The organism is Streptomyces sp. NPDC047515 (assembly GCF_040643055.1).
Lineage (GTDB): Bacteria > Actinomycetota > Actinomycetes > Streptomycetales > Streptomycetaceae > Streptomyces.
This window is the reverse complement of sequence record NZ_JBEYTM010000028.1, coordinates 42,203-60,208: the sequence shown is the minus strand read 5'-3', so window position 1 is coordinate 60,208 and position 18,006 is coordinate 42,203. Positions and strand designations below refer to the sequence as shown.

20 protein-coding genes and 1 tRNA gene are annotated in these 18,006 nt (G+C 68.8%); 8 read left to right on the top strand and 13 right to left on the bottom strand.

Annotation, left to right across the window (positions count from 1 at the left end; translation table 11 throughout):
• Positions 1–23 precede the first annotated feature (23 nt).
• From proP to ABZ826_RS22710, 3 genes are all read left to right on the top strand, one after another.
• Complete coding sequence (proP, locus tag ABZ826_RS22720; protein WP_361451086.1) at positions 24–1,520, top strand: glycine betaine/L-proline transporter ProP; 1,497 nt, start codon at positions 24–26, stop codon at positions 1,518–1,520.
• Positions 1,521–1,787: 267 nt separating this feature from the next.
• The gene (locus ABZ826_RS22715; RefSeq protein ID WP_361451083.1) at positions 1,788–2,798 is read left to right on the top strand and encodes an HNH endonuclease signature motif containing protein; all 1,011 of its coding nucleotides are present in this window, start codon (positions 1,788–1,790) and stop codon (positions 2,796–2,798) included.
• A 44-nt stretch (positions 2,799–2,842) separates the two neighbouring features.
• Positions 2,843–2,926, top strand: a tRNA-Leu gene (locus ABZ826_RS22710).
• Between the two features lie 64 nt (positions 2,927–2,990).
• Here the strand turns inward: ABZ826_RS22710 and rdgB are convergent.
• The 4 genes from rdgB to ABZ826_RS22690 form a co-directional block, all read right to left on the bottom strand.
• Positions 2,991–3,593, bottom strand: coding sequence for an RdgB/HAM1 family non-canonical purine NTP pyrophosphatase (gene rdgB, locus ABZ826_RS22705; protein WP_361451080.1), 603 nt, complete (start codon positions 3,591–3,593; stop codon positions 2,991–2,993).
• A gap of 57 nt (positions 3,594–3,650) precedes the next feature.
• Complete coding sequence (locus ABZ826_RS22700) at positions 3,651–4,043, bottom strand: hypothetical protein (protein WP_361451077.1); 393 nt, start codon at positions 4,041–4,043, stop codon at positions 3,651–3,653.
• A gap of 125 nt (positions 4,044–4,168) precedes the next feature.
• On the bottom strand, positions 4,169–4,906 hold the full coding sequence (gene rph / locus ABZ826_RS22695; RefSeq protein ID WP_361451074.1) for a ribonuclease PH: 738 nt from the start codon (positions 4,904–4,906) through the stop codon (positions 4,169–4,171).
• Between the two features lie 210 nt (positions 4,907–5,116).
• Positions 5,117–5,350 (bottom strand): PTS glucose/sucrose transporter subunit IIB, encoded by a 234-nt coding sequence (locus tag ABZ826_RS22690; RefSeq protein WP_014156020.1) that lies wholly within the window; start codon positions 5,348–5,350, stop codon positions 5,117–5,119.
• A gap of 222 nt (positions 5,351–5,572) precedes the next feature.
• On the opposite strand from ABZ826_RS22690, the gene ABZ826_RS22685 reads away from it, so the two are divergent.
• Both ABZ826_RS22685 and ABZ826_RS22680 read left to right on the top strand, forming a co-directional pair.
• A complete protein-coding gene (locus ABZ826_RS22685; RefSeq protein ID WP_361451070.1) occupies positions 5,573–6,883 on the top strand; it encodes a PTS transporter subunit EIIC in 1,311 nt (436 codons plus the stop codon).
• A gap of 259 nt (positions 6,884–7,142) precedes the next feature.
• Positions 7,143–8,408: a PTS transporter subunit EIIC gene (locus ABZ826_RS22680; RefSeq protein ID WP_361451067.1), complete on the top strand. Its 1,266-nt coding sequence runs from the start codon at positions 7,143–7,145 to the stop codon at positions 8,406–8,408.
• Positions 8,409–8,509: 101 nt separating this feature from the next.
• Here the strand turns inward: ABZ826_RS22680 and ABZ826_RS22675 are convergent, their stop codons facing one another.
• The gene (locus tag ABZ826_RS22675; protein WP_361451064.1) at positions 8,510–9,262 is read right to left on the bottom strand and encodes an MBL fold metallo-hydrolase; all 753 of its coding nucleotides are present in this window, start codon (positions 9,260–9,262) and stop codon (positions 8,510–8,512) included.
• Between the two features lie 178 nt (positions 9,263–9,440).
• Between ABZ826_RS22675 and ABZ826_RS22670 the strand changes: the two genes are divergently transcribed.
• A complete protein-coding gene (locus ABZ826_RS22670) occupies positions 9,441–9,947 on the top strand; it encodes a type II toxin-antitoxin system PemK/MazF family toxin (protein WP_361451061.1) in 507 nt (168 codons plus the stop codon).
• 286 nt (positions 9,948–10,233) lie between these two features.
• On the opposite strand, the gene ABZ826_RS22665 is transcribed toward ABZ826_RS22670, so the two are convergent.
• The 7 genes from ABZ826_RS22665 to clpS form a co-directional block, all read right to left on the bottom strand.
• Positions 10,234–11,184 (bottom strand): cysteine synthase, encoded by a 951-nt coding sequence (locus ABZ826_RS22665; RefSeq protein ID WP_361451058.1) that lies wholly within the window; start codon positions 11,182–11,184, stop codon positions 10,234–10,236.
• A complete protein-coding gene (locus ABZ826_RS22660; protein ID WP_361451055.1) occupies positions 11,184–11,495 on the bottom strand; it encodes a MoaD/ThiS family protein in 312 nt (103 codons plus the stop codon). Before ABZ826_RS22660 ends, ABZ826_RS22665 begins: the two co-directional genes overlap by 1 nt.
• A 105-nt stretch (positions 11,496–11,600) precedes the next feature.
• Complete coding sequence (locus tag ABZ826_RS22655) at positions 11,601–11,726, bottom strand: putative leader peptide (RefSeq protein WP_361451052.1); 126 nt, start codon at positions 11,724–11,726, stop codon at positions 11,601–11,603.
• Positions 11,727–11,906: 180 nt separating this feature from the next.
• Positions 11,907–12,338: a M67 family metallopeptidase gene (locus ABZ826_RS22650; protein ID WP_361451049.1), complete on the bottom strand. Its 432-nt coding sequence runs from the start codon at positions 12,336–12,338 to the stop codon at positions 11,907–11,909.
• A gap of 122 nt (positions 12,339–12,460) precedes the next feature.
• On the bottom strand, positions 12,461–13,900 hold the full coding sequence (locus tag ABZ826_RS22645; RefSeq protein ID WP_361451046.1) for an amino acid permease: 1,440 nt from the start codon (positions 13,898–13,900) through the stop codon (positions 12,461–12,463).
• Between the two features lie 519 nt (positions 13,901–14,419).
• Complete coding sequence (locus ABZ826_RS22640; protein ID WP_361451043.1) at positions 14,420–15,004, bottom strand: DUF2017 domain-containing protein; 585 nt, start codon at positions 15,002–15,004, stop codon at positions 14,420–14,422.
• A 48-nt stretch (positions 15,005–15,052) separates the two neighbouring features.
• Positions 15,053–15,367 carry an ATP-dependent Clp protease adapter ClpS gene (gene clpS, locus ABZ826_RS22635; RefSeq protein WP_361451040.1) on the bottom strand — a complete coding sequence of 105 codons (315 nt, stop codon included), beginning with the start codon at positions 15,365–15,367 and terminating at the stop codon, positions 15,053–15,055.
• A 78-nt stretch (positions 15,368–15,445) separates the two neighbouring features.
• On the opposite strand from clpS, the gene ABZ826_RS22630 reads away from it, so the two are divergent.
• Both ABZ826_RS22630 and ABZ826_RS22625 read left to right on the top strand, forming a co-directional pair.
• Positions 15,446–16,774: a nicotinate phosphoribosyltransferase gene (locus ABZ826_RS22630; RefSeq protein ID WP_361451037.1), complete on the top strand. Its 1,329-nt coding sequence runs from the start codon at positions 15,446–15,448 to the stop codon at positions 16,772–16,774.
• 257 nt (positions 16,775–17,031) lie between these two features.
• The gene (locus tag ABZ826_RS22625) at positions 17,032–17,616 is read left to right on the top strand and encodes an isochorismatase family protein (RefSeq protein WP_361451034.1); all 585 of its coding nucleotides are present in this window, start codon (positions 17,032–17,034) and stop codon (positions 17,614–17,616) included.
• Between the two features lie 53 nt (positions 17,617–17,669).
• Here ABZ826_RS22625 and ABZ826_RS22620 read toward each other — a convergent pair whose 3' ends face one another.
• Positions 17,670–18,005 (bottom strand): hypothetical protein, encoded by a 336-nt coding sequence (locus ABZ826_RS22620; RefSeq protein WP_361451031.1) that lies wholly within the window; start codon positions 18,003–18,005, stop codon positions 17,670–17,672.
• Position 18,006 lies beyond the last annotated feature (1 nt).

Below are 18,006 nucleotides of genomic sequence, written 5' to 3'. Positions count from 1 at the left end.
CCACCCGAGGAAAGGACCCGGCCATGGCGGCCTCCGACCCCCACCAGGCGGCCGATCCGGAAGCGGTCAAACGCCACCCCACCCTGTTCCGCGCCATCCGGCAGCGGAAGAACCCGAGGCTGCGCCGGACGGACATCACCGTCACCGACGACCGGGCGGTCAAGCGGGCGGTGAAGGCGGCATCACTCGGCAACGCCATGGAGTGGTTCGACTTCGGCATCTACTCCTACCTGGCCGTCGCCCTGGGCCATGTCTTCTTCCCGTCCGGGAACGACACCACCCAGCTCCTCTCCTCCTTCGCCACCTTCGCCGTCGCCTTCCTCGTACGACCCCTCGGCGGAATGTTCTTCGGCCCCATGGGCGACAAGATCGGCCGCAAGAAGGTCCTCGCCCTCACCATGATCATGATGGCGGTCGGCACCTTCGCGATCGGAATCATCCCCTCGCACGACTCCATCGGGCTCTGGGCCCCCGCCCTGCTGATCTTCTTCCGCCTGGTCCAGGGCTTCTCCACCGGCGGTGAGTACGGCGGCGCCTCCACCTTCATCGCCGAGTACGCCCCCGACAAGCGCCGCGGCTACTTCGGCAGCTTCCTCGAATTCGGCACGCTGGCCGGCTATGTGGGCGCCGCCGGACTCGTCACCGCGCTGACCGCGATACTCGACTCCGGCCAGATGGACGCCTGGGGCTGGCGCATCCCGTTCCTCGTCGCGGGCCCGCTCGGCCTGGTCGGTCTCTACCTGCGACTGCGCCTGGACGAGACCCCCGCCTTCCAGAAACTGGAGGGCGGCACCGCGCACGCGACCGAGGCCGCCGACGGCGTCGAGACCACCGCCAAGGGTGACCTCGCCAAGATCTTCCGGCAGTACTGGCCGACACTGATCCTCTGCATCTGCCTGGTCGGCGCGTACAACATCACCGACTACATGCTGCTGTCGTACATGCCGACCTATCTCTCCGACGAACTCGGCTACAGCGAGACGCACGGCCTGCTCGTCCTGCTCGTCGTCATGGTCTTCCTGATGCTGATCATCAGTCAGGTCGGCAAGCTCTCCGACCGCTTCGGCCGCAAGCCGCTCCTGATGACCGGCATGCTCGGCTTCTTCTTCCTCTCCCTCCCGGCCTTCCTCCTCATCCGCCAGGGCGGCATCCCCGCGATCACGACCGGCATGCTGATGCTGGGCCTCTCCCTGGTCTGCATGCTCGGCACCATGTCCGCCGCTCTCCCGGCCCTCTTCCCCACCCAGGTCCGCTACGGCTCCCTCTCGGTGGGCTACAACCTCTCGGCGTCCCTCTTCGGCGGTACGACCCCACTGGTGATCACGGCCCTGATCAACTGGAGCGGCACCAACCTGATGCCGGCCTACTACGCGATGGCGGCGGCCCTGGTCGGCGTGATCGCCGTGGCCTGCATGAAGGAGACCGCCCAGCAGCCCTTGGCCGGCTCCCCGCCGTCGGTGGAGACGGAGGAGGAGGCGGCGGAACTGTGCGCGGCGCAGATGCCTGAGCCGAGGTTCTGACCCCGGGCCTCCGCGCCTCTTTGGTGCCCCACGCCGGAATGGCCTGCACCGCTTCAGCGTCGGTTGAATCGGTGCGGACTATTCCGCATCTTTTCGAATATCGGACGTGCCTCTCCGATAAACGGCTCGTTGATCCGTACGAGGCCGCGAACGCGCGGTCGGATTCGGAGGGGAACGTGCCGGTTCGGTACACCCGCGAGCTACCGGAAGGCGTCGACCGTGACGTCAAACACCAACGCCTCGGTCCCGCTTGCACGAGGGGGAGAAATGTCTGACGTGTACGAGCGAGAGAGGCTCACCGCCGCCGTCGCCGAGTCCAAGAACTGGACGGATCTGATGCGTCGGCTCGGACTCAAGAAGAGCGGCGGCCAGCGGCGCGTGCTGCAGGAGAAGGTAGCCGGGTACGGGCTGGACACGGCCCATTTCAAGCAACGAAGTCCATGGCGGAAGTACCCGGACTCGGCCATTGAGGCCGCTGTTGCATCCTCGTCGTCGCTGCGCGAGGTCGTCACCAGACTCGGTGCACCACCGGCAAGCGGCACGCTGTCCCACATAAGCCGCTGCATCACGGCCGCGGGGATCGATGTCAGCCACTTCCCCGGCATGAACCGTCCGCAACTGGACCTGCTGTTCGCCACCGAGGAGTTACGGACTGCCACGGCCGCCGCCGAGAGCATTCGCGGAGTGGCACGAAGCCTTGGAATGGGCGACGACAGTCGGTCACGCTCTTCGCTGGCAAGCCTGCTACGCAGGAGAGGGGCCGATACCTCACATTTCCGCAAGGCAGGCGTTGCTATCCCGGAGGACACTCTGCGGGACGCCGTCCCGCGAGCTACCAGCTATGCGGACGTCATGCGTGCACTCGGCCTTGAGGTCAACGACACGAACCACCGCCGCGTGCGGCGCAAGGTCCTTCAGCTGCAGTTCGACACACGCCACTTCACTCGCCGCCCCTGGGCTTCGACGCAGGTGCGCGAGCCGCGCAAGCCCAAAGCGATCGCACCGACGACCCTGGTGGTCAGGCCTCAAGGGTCAACGCGCACAAACCGGGAACGGCTGCACCGCGCCCTTCAGGAGATAGGTGTCGCGTACCGCTGCGAATCCTGCGGCAACCCGGGCAAGTGGCTGGGGCAGTCCTTCACGCTCCAGATCGATCACATCAACGGTGAGTGGCTCGACAACCGGGCCGAGAACCTTCGCTACCTCTGCCCCAACTGCCACGCGCTCACTGACACATGGTGCCGGAACCGGCGCCCTGCTAAATCGGCCGCCATATAGGTCTTCGGGTCTGTTGCAGCCTTCCCTTGTAGACTGCCGGAGACGCGCGAGTGCTGGAATTGGTGAGACAGGCTGGTTTTAGGTACCAGTGCCCTAGCGGCGTGAGGGTTCGAGTCCCTCCTCGCGCACCCCGGTGACAGGCCCGGCTCGCTTCTGCAGTGAGCTGGGCCTGTCGCGTTCACCGAGAGGCTGTCACCCCACCAGCTCCCGCACCACCGGCACCAGTGCCCGGAACGCCTTGCCTCGGTGGCTGATCGCGTTCTTCTCCGCCGGGGTCAGTTCCGCGCAGGTGCGGGTCTCGCCGTCCGGCTGGAGGATCGGGTCGTAGCCGAAGCCGTTCGTGCCGGACGGGGTGTGGCGCAGGGTGCCCAGGAGGCGGCCCTCGACCACGCGTTCCGTGCCGTCGGGGAGGGCCAGGGCCGCCGCGCAGGCGAAATGGGCGCCGCGGTGCGGGTTGTCGATGTCGGAGAGCTGGGCCAGGAGCAGGTCCAGGTTGGCCCGGTCGTCGCCGTGGGTGCCGGCCCAGCGGGCGGAGAAGATGCCGGGAGCGCCGCCGAGTACGTCCACGCAGAGGCCGGAGTCGTCGGCGACGGCGGGGTGGCCGGTGGCCTTGGCCAGCGCGTGGGCCTTGAGGAGGGCGTTCTCGGCGAAGGTGACGCCGGTCTCCTTGACGTCGGGGATGTCCGGGTACGCGTCCGCGCCGACAAGTTCATGGTCGAGGCCTGCGTGGGCGAGGATCGCATGGAGTTCGGTGATCTTCCCGGCGTTGCGGGTGGCGAGGATGAGGCGGGTCATGTCACCCAGTATCGGGGGTGGTCCGGACGTGCAGGACCGTCACGACCGTCCGGGCTGTCAGGGGGTGCAGACCTTGCCGATCTCTTTGGCGGCGTCGGTGACCGGGGCGATGTCGGGGGTGGCGTCGCCCTTGTCGACGGCGTCGCGGACGTTGCCGACGCCGGATCGGAGGTCGTCGACGGCCTTGCCGAGGTCGGCGTTGTCGGTCTTGTCGCCGAGGTCGCCGAGCTCCTTCTCGATGTCGTCGAGGGCTTCCGATGCCCGGGTGGGGTCGTTCGAGGCGTTGGAGACGGCCTGTTGGAGGTTGTCGACGCCGGTGGCGATGGCGTCGGCGGTGCGGACGCAGTCGAGCGCCTTGTCGACGGCGCCGCAGCCGGCCGCCGCGGTGAGGGTGAGGGCGGTCAGGGTCAGCACGAGGGTGATGCGGCGCCGGCGGGCGGCCTTGGCCATGGTGCGGTTCCTCCCCGGGTGCGGATACACGGACGGGCGCACGGTTCGAACCGTGCGCCCGTGTTCGTAACGACGCGTTGTGGTGCGTACTTGGTTGCTTCTTCACCCGCGCCTCGCGGGGGGAGTTACTCGCCGAGGGTGCGGGCGAGGGCGTCGTTCTGGAAGACGGTGAGGTCCGCGCAGCCGACGGTGGCGAGGTCGAGCAGGGCGCCCAGTTCCTTGCGGTCGAAGGGGGTGGCCTCGGCGGTGCCCTGGACCTCGACGAAGCGGCCGTCGCCGGTGCAGACGACGTTCATGTCGGTCTCGGCGCGGACGTCCTCCTCGTAGCAGAGGTCGAGGAGGGGAGTGCCGTCGACGATGCCGACGCTGATCGCGGAGACGGTGTCGGTCAGCGGCTTGCGGCCGTGCTTGACGAGCTTCTTGCGCTGGGCCCAGGTGACGGCGTCGGCGAGGGCTACGTAGGCGCCGGTGATGGCGGCGGTGCGGGTGCCGCCGTCGGCCTGGAGGACGTCGCAGTCCAGGACGATGGTGTTCTCGCCGAGGGCCTTGTAGTCGACGACGGCGCGCAGGGAGCGGCCGATGAGCCGGCTGATCTCGTGGGTGCGGCCGCCGATCTTGCCGCGTACGGATTCCCGGTCGCCGCGGGTGTTGGTGGAGCGGGGCAGCATGGAGTATTCGGCGGTGACCCAGCCTTCGCCGCTGCCCTTGCGCCAGCGGGGGACGCCCTCGGTGACGGAGGCGGTGCAGAAGACCTTGGTGTCGCCGAAGGAGATGAGTACGGAGCCTTCGGCGTGCTTGCTCCATCCGCGTTCGATGGTGACGGGGCGGAGCTGTTCGGGGGTGCGGCCGTCGATACGAGACATGGCGTCGACTGTATCCGGTGCGGGGATGGCGCCCGTTCGGGTGCCGGGGCGGCTGCCGGGGCGATGCCGCGCGGGGTCGGTGGGGTGCCGTGCGGGGCCCGGCGCGGTTCCCGTTCCGGTGCGGCACAGGCCCCGTCCGGGCGGGCGGGGCCTGCGTGGCGCTGAGCGGTCCGGCTCAGCGGGTGGCTATGCGCAGCGTCCGGCGGCCGGTCACATCATGTCTTCGATGTCGGCGGCGATGGGGTCGGCGTCCGTACCGATGACGACCTGGATCGCGGTGCCCATCTTGACGACGCCGTGGGCTCCGGCGGCCTTGAGCGCGGCTTCGTCGACCTTGCTGGGGTCGTGGACCTCGGTGCGCAGGCGCGTGATGCAGCCTTCGATCTCGTCGATGTTCTCGATACCGCCGAGCCCGGCGACGATCTTCTCAGCCTTGCTGGCCATGGCCTTCTCCCTGGTTGTTCACATGCGTGCGACGGCCCACCCTGGGTCCGTTTCGTCACCGTAACGCACGTTTGGCCCAGCTTCGCGAGCGAGCGTCTGGACCGTCCCCAATGATGACGATCACCGGTGCCCCGTCTACCAGGTGGGTTACGCACCGTACCTCAATTGGTCTACACCAGTCTGCAACGACCGCCGACCCCGCCGTGTTCCGGGAGGACGCCGATGAGCTCGAGCAGCGCCGCAGCGCCACGGAGGACATGGTGGAACGGCTTCTTCCAAGGCCTCCAGAAGATGGGCCGCAGTCTCCAGCTCCCGATCGCCGTCCTGCCCGCGGCGGGCATTCTCAACCGGCTGGGCCAGCCGGACGTATTCGGCGACGAGGGCCTGCGCTGGGGCAACGTGGCCAAGGTGTTCGAGGCCGCGGGCGGTGCGCTGCTCGACTCGGGGCTCGGTCTCCCCCTGCTGTTCTGCATCGGTGTGGCGATCGGCATGGCGAAGAAGTCGGACGGTTCGACCGCGCTCGCCGCGGTGGCCGGCTTCCTCGTCTACTACGCGGTGCTGCACGCCTTCCCGGTGGACTGCGCCCCCGGCTCGACATTCACCTCGGGCGGCACCTGGTTCGGCACCTGCGTCACCGGCAACGCCAAGGTGACGGCCGCGCAGTACCAGAACCCGGGGGTCTTCGGCGGCATCGTGATGGGTCTGCTGTCCGCCTGGTTCTGGCAGCGGTACCACCGGGTCAAGCTGGTGGACTGGCTGGGCTTCTTCAACGGACGCCGGCTCGTCCCGATCATCATGGCGTTCGTCGGCCTGCTCTTCGCCGCGCTGTGCGCCTGGCTCTGGCAGCCGATCGGCGACGGTCTGACCAGCTTCTCCAAGTGGCTGGTGGACCTGGACTGGGCCGGCTCCGGCATCTTCGGTGTCGCCAACCGCGCACTGCTGGTCATCGGTCTCCACCAGTTCCTGAACACGTTCGTCTGGTTCCAGTTCGGCGACTTCACCAAGCCGGACGGCACGGTCGTGCACGGTGACATCAACCGCTTCCTGGCGGGCGACCCGACGGCCGGTCAGTTCACCTCGGGCTTCTTCCCGATCATGATGTTCGCCCTGCCCGCGGCGGCGCTGGCGATCTACCACTGCGCCAAGCCGCATCGCCGCAAGGCGGTCGGCGGCATGATGCTCTCGGTCGGCCTGACGTCGTTCGTGACGGGTATCACCGAGCCGATCGAGTACTCGTTCCTCTTCGTCGCACCGCTGCTGTACGCGATCCACGCGGTGCTCACCGGTGTCTCGATGGCGGTGACGTGGGCGATCGGAGTCAAGGACGGCTTCAGTTTCTCCGCGGGCCTGATCGACTACGTCATCAACTGGAGCCTGGCGACCAAACCATGGCTGATCATTCCGATCGGCCTGGTCCTCGCCGCCGTGTATTACGTGATCTTCCGGTTCGCGATCACCAAATTCAATCTCCAGACGCCGGGCCGGGAGCCCGACGAGCTGGAGGAAGAGATCGAGAGAGATCTCACGAAATAGCAGATCAGGCGGGTCTTTCGACCCAATCGACAAAGGCCCTCGGCCCCTTCCGCCCGAGGGGCTTCGCCATGTCACCGAGCGTGGGTGATAGCTGATGCGAAGTAGTCGAATGGTGAAGGTTCCTTATCTCACCCACACCGTGTTACAACTGGTCTACACCACTGAGTGGTCCAGACCGCGTGGCGATCTGCCGCGTTCTTCGAGTCGTCGCCTCCCCCCTCATCGACCTGGGCGGCGCCTTGTCCAATGGAGGAAGTTGATGTCCACGGCAGACACCGCGCCCGCGGTCACCAAGAAGAAGGGCGCCGGCGTGATGGCGGTCATGCAACGCATCGGCCGCAGCCTCATGCTGCCGGTCGCGGTGCTGCCCGCGGCCGCGCTGCTCGTCCGCCTCGGTCACGACGACATGCTCGGCAGGGACTCGTTCCCGGGCTTCGTCACCAAGATCGCGAGCTTCATGGACGCGGGTGGCAACGCCATCTTCGCCAACTTGGCGCTGCTGTTCGCCGTCGGTATCGCGATCGGCTTCGCCAAGAAGTCGGACGGCTCCACCGCCCTCGCGGCCGTCACCGGCTACCTGGTCTTCCAGAAGGTGCTCGCCACCTTCACCGACAGCAATCTTCCGAAGATCGCGACGGTGGTCGACGGCAAGATAGTCATGACGGACGCCCCCGTGGACGCAGGGGTCCTCGGCGGTGTGGTGATGGGCATCGTCGTCGCGCTGCTCTACCAGAAGTTCTACCGGACGAAGCTGCCGGACTGGGCGGGCTTCTTCGGCGGCCGCCGCCTGGTCCCGATCCTCTCCGCGTTCGCGGGCCTGGTCATCGGCATCGTCTTCGGTTACATCTGGCCGGTGCTCGGCACCGGACTGCACAACTTGGGTGAGTGGCTGGTCGGTTCGGGCGCGGTCGGTGCGAGCATCTTCGGTGTCGCCAACCGTGCGCTGATCCCGGTCGGCATGCACCACCTGCTGAACTCGTTCCCGTGGTTCCAGGCCGGTGAGTACCACGGCAAGAGCGGCGACATCAACCGTTTCCTGGCCGGTGACCCGACGGCCGGACAGTTCATGACCGGCTTCTTCCCGATCATGATGTTCGCCCTCCCGGCTGCCTGCCTCGCGATCGTCCACTGCGCCCGCCCCGAGCGCCGCAAGGTCGTCGGCGGCATGATGTTCTCGCTCGCCCTCACCGCGTTCGTCACCGGTGTGACCGAGCCGATCGAGTTCACCTTCATGTTCATCGCCCCGGCGCTGTACGCGATCCACGCGGTGCTCACCGGTGTCTCGATGGCCCTCACCTGGGGCCTCGGCATGAAGGACGGCTTCGGCTTCTCCGCCGGCGCGGTCGACTTCTTCCTGAACCTCGGCATCGCGAGCAAGCCATGGCTGCTGGTGCTGGTCGGTCTCTGCTTCGCGGCGGTCTACTACGTGGTCTTCCGCTTCGCGATCACCCGGTTCAACCTGCCGACTCCGGGCCGCGAGTCCGACGAGGAACTGGCCGAGCTGCTCAAGGCCGAGGCGAAGTAGCCCTCGTCGCGGGCCCCACCCGTACGCCGCAGCGGCTCGAAGCCCTCACCTCCCCGGCGGGAGGTGAGGGCTTCGTCGTGTCCCCGGCGTCGGGCCGGGCTTCAGATCTCGTAGACCGCGCCCGGCGCCGCCACCTCGACCGGTCCGTCGAAGAACATGCGGGCGTCGGCCAGGTTGCGGTCGGCGTCGGTCCACGGCGGGATGTGGGTGAGGACGAGACGTCCCACTCCGGCGCGGGCGGCGATCTCGCCCGCCTCGCGGCCGTTGAGGTGGAGGTCCGGGATGTCCTCCTTGCCATGGATGAACGATGCTTCGCAGAGGAACAGATCGACGCCTTCGGCAAGCTCGTCCAGGGCCTCGCAGGCGCCTGTGTCGCCGGAGTACGTGAGCGAGCGGCCGCCGTGCTCGATCCGGATGGCGAAGGAGTCGATGGGGTGGCAGACCTTCTCCGTACGGACCGAGAAGGGGCCGATCTCGAACGAGCCGGGCTTCAGCGTGTGGAAGTCGAAGACCTCGCTCATCGCCCGCTCGGACGGGGTGTCGCCGTGCGCGGTGGTCAGCCGCTGTTCGGTGCCGTCGGGGCCGTAGACCGGGAGGGGGCCGGCAGGGCCCCCGTCGTGCCGGTAGTAACGGACGACGAAGTACGCGCACATGTCGATGCAGTGATCGACATGGAGGTGGCTGAGAAAAATGGCGTCGAGGTCGTAGAGACCGACATGGCGCTGCAGCTCGCCGAGGGCGCCGTTGCCCATGTCGAGGAGCAGCCTGAAGCCGTCGGCCTCTACGAGGTAGCTCGAACACGCCGATCCCGCGGACGGGAACGAGCCGGAGCAGCCGACGACGGTGAGCTTCATGGAGCGTGAACCTCCGAGACGTGGGAACGGGGAGGGTTCGTGCGGTCTGTTGAGCGATTTGTCGAGCGTAAAGCGCGAAACAGCCGGTCGCTCCTCCACGGCCGTCCGTTGTGGGGGAACTCACCTGCTCTGTCACCGGTTCGATGGAAGAAGCGGGGAACGCCGGTACGGTCGGGGCATGGACATGTCCTGGTGGTGGATCGCGTTCGCTGTTGTCGTGCTGCTCGCGCTCGTGGCGGCGCTCGCCGATGGGCGGGGTCGGGGAGGGCGGCGGCCGGGCGGGCGTTCCGGCAGGTCGGCGGGCATGCGCTCGGGCGGGCGTCCGGGCGGGCGGACGCGCCCGCCGGCGGGTCCGGGACGCGGCACGGGGCCGGAGCGCGGGCCGCGGCCGGGTGAGATCTGGTGGGCCGAGGTGCCGTACGAGGACGGACCGGGGGCGAAGGACCGGCCCTGTCTGGTGCTGTCGGTACGGGGTGGCTCGGCGCTCGTCGCGAAGATCACCAGCAAGCATCACCAGGAGCGGCCCGGGGTGATCGCGCTGCCCGCGGGAACGGTGGGGGATGAGCGGGAGCGGGCGAGTTTCCTGGAGACGGACGAGTTGCGGAAGGTAGCCGTGCGGGGCTTCCGGCGGCGGGTGGGGGTGGTGGACCCGGGGGTGTGGGAGCGGGTGCGCGGGCTCGGCTGAGGTCGGGGCGCACGGCGAGGGACGGCCCGGAGACGGTCTCGATCGCCGGACGGTCCGGACGGGCCGGGAGACGGTCTCGATCGCAGGACGGGCCGGTGGTTCGGTCCGTCCGGCTCGTCCGGCTGGTCCGGCTGGTCCGGCTGGTCCGGCTGGTCCGGCTGGTCCGGCTGGTCCGGCTGGTCCGGCTGGTCCGACGATCGATGACGAGGGGCTGGGGTCCTTCGTTCGGATCAGACCGGATCAGCGAACGGGGCACGCGAGCCCGGCCTGATCCGAACGAGAGGCGCTACGCCCAGAGCTGGCCGTGCAGCGTTTCGATGGCCGCTTCCGTCGTCGGGGCGGTGTAGACGCCCGTCGACAGGTACTTCCAGCCGCCGTCCGCGACGACGAAGACGATGTCGGCCTGCTCCCCCGCCTTGACGGCCTTGTTTCCCACTCCGATCGCGGCGTGGAGCGCGGCGCCGGTGGAGACACCCGCGAAGATGCCTTCCTGCTGGAGGAGTTCGCGGGTACGGGTGACGGCGTCCGCGGAGCCGACCGAGAAGCGGGTGGTGAGGACCGAGGCGTCGTACAGCTCGGGTACGAAGCCCTCATCGAGGTTGCGGAGCCCGTAGACCAGGTCGTCGTAGCGCGGCTCGGCGGCGACGATCTTGACGTCGGGCTTGTGTTCGCGCAGGTAGCGGCCGACGCCCATGAGCGTGCCGGTGGTGCCGAGGCCCGCCACGAAGTGGGTGACGGACGGGAGGTCGGTGAGGATCTCCGGGCCGGTGGTGGCGTAGTGGGCACCCGCGTTGTCGGGGTTGCCGTACTGGTAGAGCATGACCCAGTCGGGGTGCTCGGCGGCCAGTTCCTTGGCGACGCGTACGGCCGTGTTGGAGCCGCCGGCGGCCGGGGAGGAGATGATCTCGGCGCCCCACATGGCGAGCAGGTCGCGCCGTTCCTGGGAGGTGTTCTCCGGCATGACGCACACGATGCGGTAGCCCTTGAGCTTGGCCGCCATGGCGAGCGAGATACCGGTGTTGCCGCTGGTGGGCTCCAGGATGGTGCAGCCGGGTGTCAACCGGCCGTCCTTCTCCGCCTGTTCGACCATGTGGAGCGCGGGGCGGTCCTTGATCGAGCCGGTGGGGTTGCGGTCCTCCAGCTTGGCCCAGATACGGACGTCGGCCGAGGGAGACAGCCGCGGCAGGCGGACGAGCGGGGTGTTGCCGACCGCGGCGAGCGGGCTGTCGTACCGCATCAGTTCATGCCCACCCGTCGCCCGACCGCCGCCCCGGCGGCTCCTCCGGCGACGGCCGGGAGGATGGTGACGTTGTCGCCGTCGCTGAGCTTGGTGGAGATGCCGTCGAGGAAGCGGACGTCCTCGTCGTTGAGGTAGACGTTCACGAAGCGGCGGAGTTCGTCGCCGTCGACGATGCGCTCACGGATGCCGTTGTGGCGGCTGTCCAGGTCCGTGAAGAGGTCGGCGAGGGTCTCCCCGTTGCCCTCGACGGCCTTGGCGCCGTCGGTGTAGGTGCGGAGGATGGTCGGAATGCGGACCTCGATGGCCATGGCGTGGGCTCCTGTCGAATGCGGAGAGATGGCGTGGGGCGCGCGGCTCTGCCCCCGCGCGGGGGTTGGTGCGTTTCGGACGGGTGCTCGGGCCTCGGGCCCGGCTCAGGCCCGGCGGCCGGCGGGCAGGCCGCTCGTACAGATCGCGCTGGAGAGCCTGCACAGGTCGACGTGCAGCCGCGCCACGAGCAGCATGCCCGGCGTCTTGTCGCTCACGTCATGGGGAACCATGCGGTCATCGTATCGATTCCCGGTCCGTGATCTGGAGTGTGATCTCACCTGGTGGATGGTCGACGTTCGCCAGGTGGACGGGGGCGCGGCGGACCCGGCCCCGTCCGGCCGACGGGGCGGCGCGGCGGCGGGGTCGGGCGGCGCGAGGAGGTTGGGGCGGGTCCGGGCGGCGCGAGCAGGTCAGGCGGGCTCGTACGCCTCGACGACCTCGACGGGCTCCTCGGTGATCTCGCCGTCCACGATGCGGTAGGAGCGGAACTGGAAGGGGCCCGCGTCGTCGGTGTCTGCGGTGGAAACGAGGACGTAGTGCGCGCCGGGTTCGTTGGCGTACGTGACGTCGGTGCGGGAGGGGTAGGCCTCGGTCGCGGTGTGGGAGTGGTAGACGATCACCGGCTCCTCGTCGCGGTCGTCCATCTCGCGGTAGAGCTTGAGGAGGTCGCCCGAGTCGAACTCGTAGAAGGTGGGCGAGCGGGCGGCGTTGAGCATGGGGATGAACCGTTCGGCCCGGCCGGTTCCGGCCGGGCCCGCGACCACGCCGCACGCCTCGTCGGGGTGGTCGGCGCGGGAGTGCGCGACGATCTGGTCGTAGAGCGCCTGGGTGATGGTCAGCATGGCGCCCAGGATAGGCGGGCGGGCCCCGCGTACCGAGGGGTGGTACGCGGGGCCCGCATGGTGGACGTGGCCGTTGGGACGGCGGTCGCCCGGGGATGGTTCGGGGTTCGTACGAAGTGGCCTCAGCTCTTCGCGAAGGCCTTGTTCTCGGGGTTGCGGGCCTTGAGCACCAGGTACGAGACGCCGAGGGCGGCCGCCCAGAGCGGGGCGCAGTACAGCGAGACCCTGGTGTCCTTGTCGATGCCCATCATCACGACGACCAGGCCGATGAAGGCCAGTGCGAAGACGCTGGTGTACGGGGCGCCGGGAGCCCGGAACCCGGAGCGCGGGAGCACGCCGAGGTCGGCGAGACGGCGGTAGCGGATCTGGCAGACGAGGATCATGATCCAGGCCCACATGCCGGAGATGGTGGCGAAGGAGACGACGTAGGTGAAGGCGTCACCGGGCCACTGGTAGTTGATCCAGACACCGACGAGCATCAGGGCGGCGGAGAAAGTGGTGCCGGCAAGCGGGGTGCCGCTCCTGGTGAGCCGGGTGAAGAACCTCGGGCCCTGTCCGTTGAGCGCAAGGTCACGGAGCATGCGGCCGGTGGAGTACATGCCGGAGTTGCAGGAGGAGAGGGCCGCGGTCAGTACGACGAAGTTGACGATGCCGGCGCCGATACCGAGGCCCATCTTCCGGAACGAGGCGACGAACGGTGAGATGCCGGGCTGGAACTCGGCCCACGGAACCACCGAGAGAATCATGACGAGCGCGCCGATGTAGAAGACCGCGATGCGCCACGGCACGGTGTTGATGGCCTTGGGCAGGACGGTCTTCGGGTCCTTGGACTCGCCCGCGGTGACACCGACGAGTTCCACGGCCAGGAACGCGAACATCACGATCTGCAAGGTCATCAGGGTGCCCTTGATGCCGTGCGGGAAGAAGCCGCCGTCGTCCCAGAGGTGGGCGACGGACGCGGTGTCCCCGGCGTCGGAGAAGCCGAGGGTGAGAATCCCGGCGCAGATGAGGATCATGCCGACGATGGCTGTCACCTTGACCATCGAGAACCAGAATTCGAGTTCCCCGAAGAGCTTTACGGAGATCAGGTTCACGCCGTACAGGATGACTGTGAAGACCAGCGCCGACACCCATTGCGGAATGTCGAACCAGAACGTCATGTACTGGGCGGCGGCGGTGACTTCGGTGATTCCGGTGACGACCCAGAACAGCCAGTAGGTCCAGCCGGTGACAAAGCCTGCGAAGGGCCCGATGAATTCGCGGGCGTACTCCGAGAAGGATCCCGACACCGGGCGGTACATGAGGAGTTCACCCAGGGCGCGCATGATGAAGAAGATCACCAGGCCCGCGACGGCATAAGCCAGGATGAGACTGGGGCCGGCCTTGGAGATCGCCTTTCCCGCACCGAGGAAGAGGCCGGTGCCTATGGCCCCGCCGATGGCGATCATCTGGATCTGACGGGCGCCGAGGGCCCGCTGGTACCCCTCGCCCGTCGCGCCGGCATCTGCGGCCACTGGGGCCTGCCGGCCACCCTGTCCCTTGTCGACCTGCGCCGATGTCATGTGCTGCGCCTTTCTCCACGCCGATCCGCGCCGTCGAAGCCGCGGACCAGGTCCTGATCTTCCGGATATGGATGGAGTGCCACCGGCGGTCGCCGGTTTGTAGCGCCCTCGGGAACAAGAGTGGCGTCCCCGAGTGGTCGTGAAGATTTATCACGGGCACACGGGTGAATCACCGAAGTCGATGTGCCGCACAGCACAGGAAAAAGCGGACAAGGGTTTTCAGTCGCCACATAAGCGACCGTTCAGGTGACGGGATCGTTATTCGGATTTGAGCGTCCGTTGAGCAAACACGCCTCGCACGGGAGACGGGGAATCGGGACGCGGGAATGCCGGAAACCCGGATCGGGCCCGGAGAGCCCGAAAGCCGCGACTGGACCGGGGCCGGGAAGCGCGCAAACCGCGACTCGATCGGGCCCGGGAAGCCCGCAAACCGCAGCCTGGACCGGGGCCGGGAAGCCCGGCAGCCGGGACCGCCCGGCAGGCCCGCAAAACCAGGGCCGGGGGCCGGAAAGCCGGGAACTACGGCATCAGGGTTTCCACGAGGGTTTCCTGGAGCGCGCCGAGCCAGAGATAGGCCATGACCATCGGCTTGCGCGGATCACTGTCGGGAAGCCGGTAGAGCGATCCGGCCTCGCCCTCGTCGTCGTCGGAGACCTCCAGCCGGGTGCCGATGGTGAGCCGGAGGTCGTTGAGGGCACCGAGCCAGTGACGGCACTCGTCGCCGGAGAGCTTGAGTACGGCGCCGCCGTCCTCGGCGACGGACAGGGCGTCCAGGGTGCGCACGACGGCGAGGGCGTCATCACGCTTGCGGGCGCGCAGATCGTTCTCGGTGAAGCGGCGGAACTCCGCCGAAGCGGCGCGCAGTTCGCTGTCCTCGTCGCCGTACGCCTCGGGGAAGAGGCGGGCCAGCGCGGGGTCGGTGGGCGGCTTGCTGGGCCCTTCCGCGAAGAGGGCGGCCAGCGGGTCCTCGCCCTCGGCGGGTTTGTCGCCGGGGCCGATCAGTTCCAGCAGTTGGACGGCGAGGGAGCGCAGGATCGCGATCTCCACCTCGTCGAGCGCGACGGCCGCGCCGCCGCCGGGGGTGGCCTCGAAGTGGCCGGCCATGGGTTTTCTCCGATGGTGGGTCGGGCGGGGCAGGGGGAACGGATCGGCCTAGTTGCGGTCCTGCGTGAGGGTGGCCCACAGCCCGTAGCCGTGCATGGCCTGGACGTCGCGCTCCATCTCCTCGCGGCTGCCGCTGGAGACGACGGCGCGGCCCTTGTGGTGGACGTCCAGCATCAGCCTGTGGGCCTTGTCCTTGGTGTAGCCGAAGTAGGCCTGGAAGACATAGGTCACATAGCTCATGAGATTGACCGGGTCGTTGTGGACCAGCGTCACCCAGGGCACATCGGGCTCGGGGACGACGAGACTCTCCTCGGCCGATTCGGGACGCTCGATCTCTGTGGGGGCGACGCTCACCCACCCCATGCTGCCACTTGGGAGGGGTCATCGCACAAACGACCCGAGATCTCGTCACTTTGACGAAATAGGGGTAGCATCCGGAACATGAACTCTGCGGACCTTGGGCGACGGGTCGGTGTGCCGTCGACGGCGCTCTTCACCGACCAGTACGAGCTCACGATGGTGCAGGCCGCGCTGAAGGCCGGCACGGCCGACCGGCGCTCGGTCTTCGAGGCGTTCACCCGCCGACTGCCGGAGGGCCGGCGCTACGGCGTCGTCGCGGGCATCGGACGGGTGCTGGACGCGGTGGAGAACTTCCACTTCGACGACGAGATGCTCACCTTCCTGCGCGAACAGAACGTCGTCGACGCACCCACGCTCGCCTGGCTGGCCGACTACCGCTTCAGCGGTGACATCTGGGGCTACCCGGAGGGCGAGGTGTACTTCCCCGGCTCGCCGATCCTGCGCGTCGAGGGCTCCTTCGCGGAGTGTGTGCTGCTGGAGACGGTGATCCTCTCGATCCTCAACCACGACTCGGCGATCGCCGCGGCGGCGTCGCGGATGTCCGCGGCGGCGGGCGGACGTGGCCTGATCGAGATGGGTGCACGCCGCACCCATGAACTGTCGGCGGTGGCGTCGGCGCGTGCCGCGTACATCGGGGGCTTCGACACCACCTCCGACCTGGCCGCGGGCTTCCGCTACAACATCCCCACCGTCGGGACGAGCGCCCACGCCTTCACCCTGCTCCACGACACCGAGCGCGACGCGTTCCGGGCCCAGATCGACTCGCTGGGCCGGGGGACGACGCTGCTGGTCGACACGTACGACGTCGCCGAGGCGGTCCGTACGGCGGTCGAGGTCGCCGGGACCGAGCTCGGTGCCGTGCGCATCGACTCCGGGGACCTGCTGCTGGTCGCGCACCGGGTGCGGCAGCAGTTGGACGAGCTGGGCGCCACCGGGACGAAGATCGTGGTGACGTCGGATCTGGACGAGTACGCGATCGCCTCGCTGGCCGCGGCGCCCGTCGACGCGTACGGGGTGGGCACGCAGCTGGTGACCGGCAGCGGGCAGCCCACCTGCTCGATGGTCTACAAGCTGGTCGCCCGCGCCGGATCCGCCGACCCCGCGGAGCCGCTGCGCCCGGTCGCGAAGAAGTCGCTCGGCTCGAAGTCGTCGGTGGGCGGTCGCAAGTGGGCCGCGCGCCGGCTGGACTCGAACGGCGTGGCCGAGGCGGAGGTGATCGGCACCGGTCCCGTACCCCCGGAGCTGGCCGACCGGCAGCTGCTGGCCGAGCTGGTCAGGGGCGGTGAGGTGATCGCCCGTGAGCCGCTGGACGCGGCGCGTGCGCGGCACATGACGGCGCGGGCGGGGCTGCCGATGTCGGCGATGCAGTTGTCCCGCGGGGAGCCGGTGATCCCCACGGAGTACGCGTGACGGGGCTGACGCGGGGACGGTGACCGGGCCGCCCGGTGGCCTTTTCGCCCTCCCTGGCCGGACGGGCTCGACGGTGCCGCCGGCCGCGCTTGAGCTCACTGCCGGTGCACCGTCCCCCTCCCTGAACCGCTCCCGAGTCAAACGCGGCGAGGTGCCGTAGCTGTCGTCGCACGCCTGCCAGGGATTACGGGACAGCCCTTAGGCTCGAATACGTCCCTCATGACCGCCGACCCGTCCCCCACCGAAGGACACCCGCCATGCACCGCGCCTTGATCGTCGTGGACGTCCAGAACGACTTCTGCGAGGGCGGCAGCCTCGCCGTGGCGGGGGGCTCCGATGTCGCCGCCGCCATCACCGACCTGATCGGCGAGGCCCAGCCCGGGTACCGCCATGTGGTGGCCACCCGTGACCACCACGTCGACCCCGGCAACCACTTCTCCGCGCAGCCGGACTTCGAGCACTCCTGGCCCGCGCACTGTGTCGCCGGTACGGAGGGGGTGGGCTTCCACCCGAATTTCGCCCCCGCGGTCGCCTCGGGGGCGATCGACGCGGTGTTCGACAAGGGTGCCTATGCCGCGGCGTACAGCGGCTTCGAGGGCCTCGACGAGAACGGTGTGGGACTGGCCGACTGGCTGCGGGACCACGAGATCACCGAGGTCGACGTGGTCGGCATCGCGACCGACCACTGCGTGCGGGCGACGGCGCTGGACGCGGTCCGGGCGGGTCTCACGACGCATGTGCTGCTCGATCTGACCGCAGGGGTCGCCGAGGAGACCACGGACCGGGCGCTGGAGGAGCTCCGCAGGGCGGGCGTGAAGCTCTCCGGCAAGCCCGTGGTGTAGCCGGGCGGATCAGCCACGGGCCCGCCCCCGCCGCCCCCACCGTCGTCCCCGCCTCAGGCCGGGCGGCGGGCCGGTACGGACGGGCGGAGCAGGGCTCGGATCGGATGCCAGAGCTCCTGCGCCCGCTGGGGCCGGGCCCGCCAGAGCATCCCGTCGGGGTGGTGGAGCACGGCGGTGATCTCGTCGGGGGTGGGCGGCTCGGCGTTGCCGCGGAGATAGACGGCGCGCAGACCCAGATTGCGCAGCCGGGTCAGCGCGCGGGCCCGGTTGGCCGCGTGCACCAGGACCCGGACGGGAGTGCCCGGACCTGTTCCGTCCGTCGGGCCGTTCAGGGTGATCGCCACCACCACCGTGCCGTTCGGCAACTTGCTGAATCCTCCGCCTGCCATG

What these genes read in the sequence shown, in the direction of transcription:
- proP (WP_361451086.1), top strand. Translation starts at nt 24, where the DNA reads ATGGCGGCCTCCGACCCCCACCAGGCGGCCGATCCGGAAGCGGTCAAA.
- ABZ826_RS22715 (WP_361451083.1), top strand. Translation starts at nt 1,788, where the DNA reads ATGTCTGACGTGTACGAGCGAGAGAGGCTCACCGCCGCCGTCGCCGAG.
- rdgB (WP_361451080.1), bottom strand. Translation starts at nt 3,593, where the DNA reads ATGACCCGCCTCATCCTCGCCACCCGCAACGCCGGGAAGATCACCGAA.
- ABZ826_RS22700 (WP_361451077.1), bottom strand. Translation starts at nt 4,043, where the DNA reads ATGGCCAAGGCCGCCCGCCGGCGCCGCATCACCCTCGTGCTGACCCTG.
- rph (WP_361451074.1), bottom strand. Translation starts at nt 4,906, where the DNA reads ATGTCTCGTATCGACGGCCGCACCCCCGAACAGCTCCGCCCCGTCACC.
- ABZ826_RS22690 (WP_014156020.1), bottom strand. Translation starts at nt 5,350, where the DNA reads ATGGCCAGCAAGGCTGAGAAGATCGTCGCCGGGCTCGGCGGTATCGAG.
- ABZ826_RS22685 (WP_361451070.1), top strand. Translation starts at nt 5,573, where the DNA reads ATGAGCTCGAGCAGCGCCGCAGCGCCACGGAGGACATGGTGGAACGGC.
- ABZ826_RS22680 (WP_361451067.1), top strand. Translation starts at nt 7,143, where the DNA reads ATGTCCACGGCAGACACCGCGCCCGCGGTCACCAAGAAGAAGGGCGCC.
- ABZ826_RS22675 (WP_361451064.1), bottom strand. Translation starts at nt 9,262, where the DNA reads ATGAAGCTCACCGTCGTCGGCTGCTCCGGCTCGTTCCCGTCCGCGGGA.
- ABZ826_RS22670 (WP_361451061.1), top strand. Translation starts at nt 9,441, where the DNA reads ATGGACATGTCCTGGTGGTGGATCGCGTTCGCTGTTGTCGTGCTGCTC.
- ABZ826_RS22665 (WP_361451058.1), bottom strand. Translation starts at nt 11,184, where the DNA reads ATGCGGTACGACAGCCCGCTCGCCGCGGTCGGCAACACCCCGCTCGTC.
- ABZ826_RS22660 (WP_361451055.1), bottom strand. Translation starts at nt 11,495, where the DNA reads ATGGCCATCGAGGTCCGCATTCCGACCATCCTCCGCACCTACACCGAC.
- ABZ826_RS22655 (WP_361451052.1), bottom strand. Translation starts at nt 11,726, where the DNA reads ATGGTTCCCCATGACGTGAGCGACAAGACGCCGGGCATGCTGCTCGTG.
- ABZ826_RS22650 (WP_361451049.1), bottom strand. Translation starts at nt 12,338, where the DNA reads ATGCTGACCATCACCCAGGCGCTCTACGACCAGATCGTCGCGCACTCC.
- ABZ826_RS22645 (WP_361451046.1), bottom strand. Translation starts at nt 13,900, where the DNA reads ATGACATCGGCGCAGGTCGACAAGGGACAGGGTGGCCGGCAGGCCCCA.
- ABZ826_RS22640 (WP_361451043.1), bottom strand. Translation starts at nt 15,004, where the DNA reads ATGGCCGGCCACTTCGAGGCCACCCCCGGCGGCGGCGCGGCCGTCGCG.
- clpS (WP_361451040.1), bottom strand. Translation starts at nt 15,367, where the DNA reads ATGGGGTGGGTGAGCGTCGCCCCCACAGAGATCGAGCGTCCCGAATCG.
- ABZ826_RS22630 (WP_361451037.1), top strand. Translation starts at nt 15,446, where the DNA reads ATGAACTCTGCGGACCTTGGGCGACGGGTCGGTGTGCCGTCGACGGCG.
- ABZ826_RS22625 (WP_361451034.1), top strand. Translation starts at nt 17,032, where the DNA reads ATGCACCGCGCCTTGATCGTCGTGGACGTCCAGAACGACTTCTGCGAG.
- ABZ826_RS22620 (WP_361451031.1), bottom strand. Translation starts at nt 18,005, where the DNA reads ATGGCAGGCGGAGGATTCAGCAAGTTGCCGAACGGCACGGTGGTGGTG.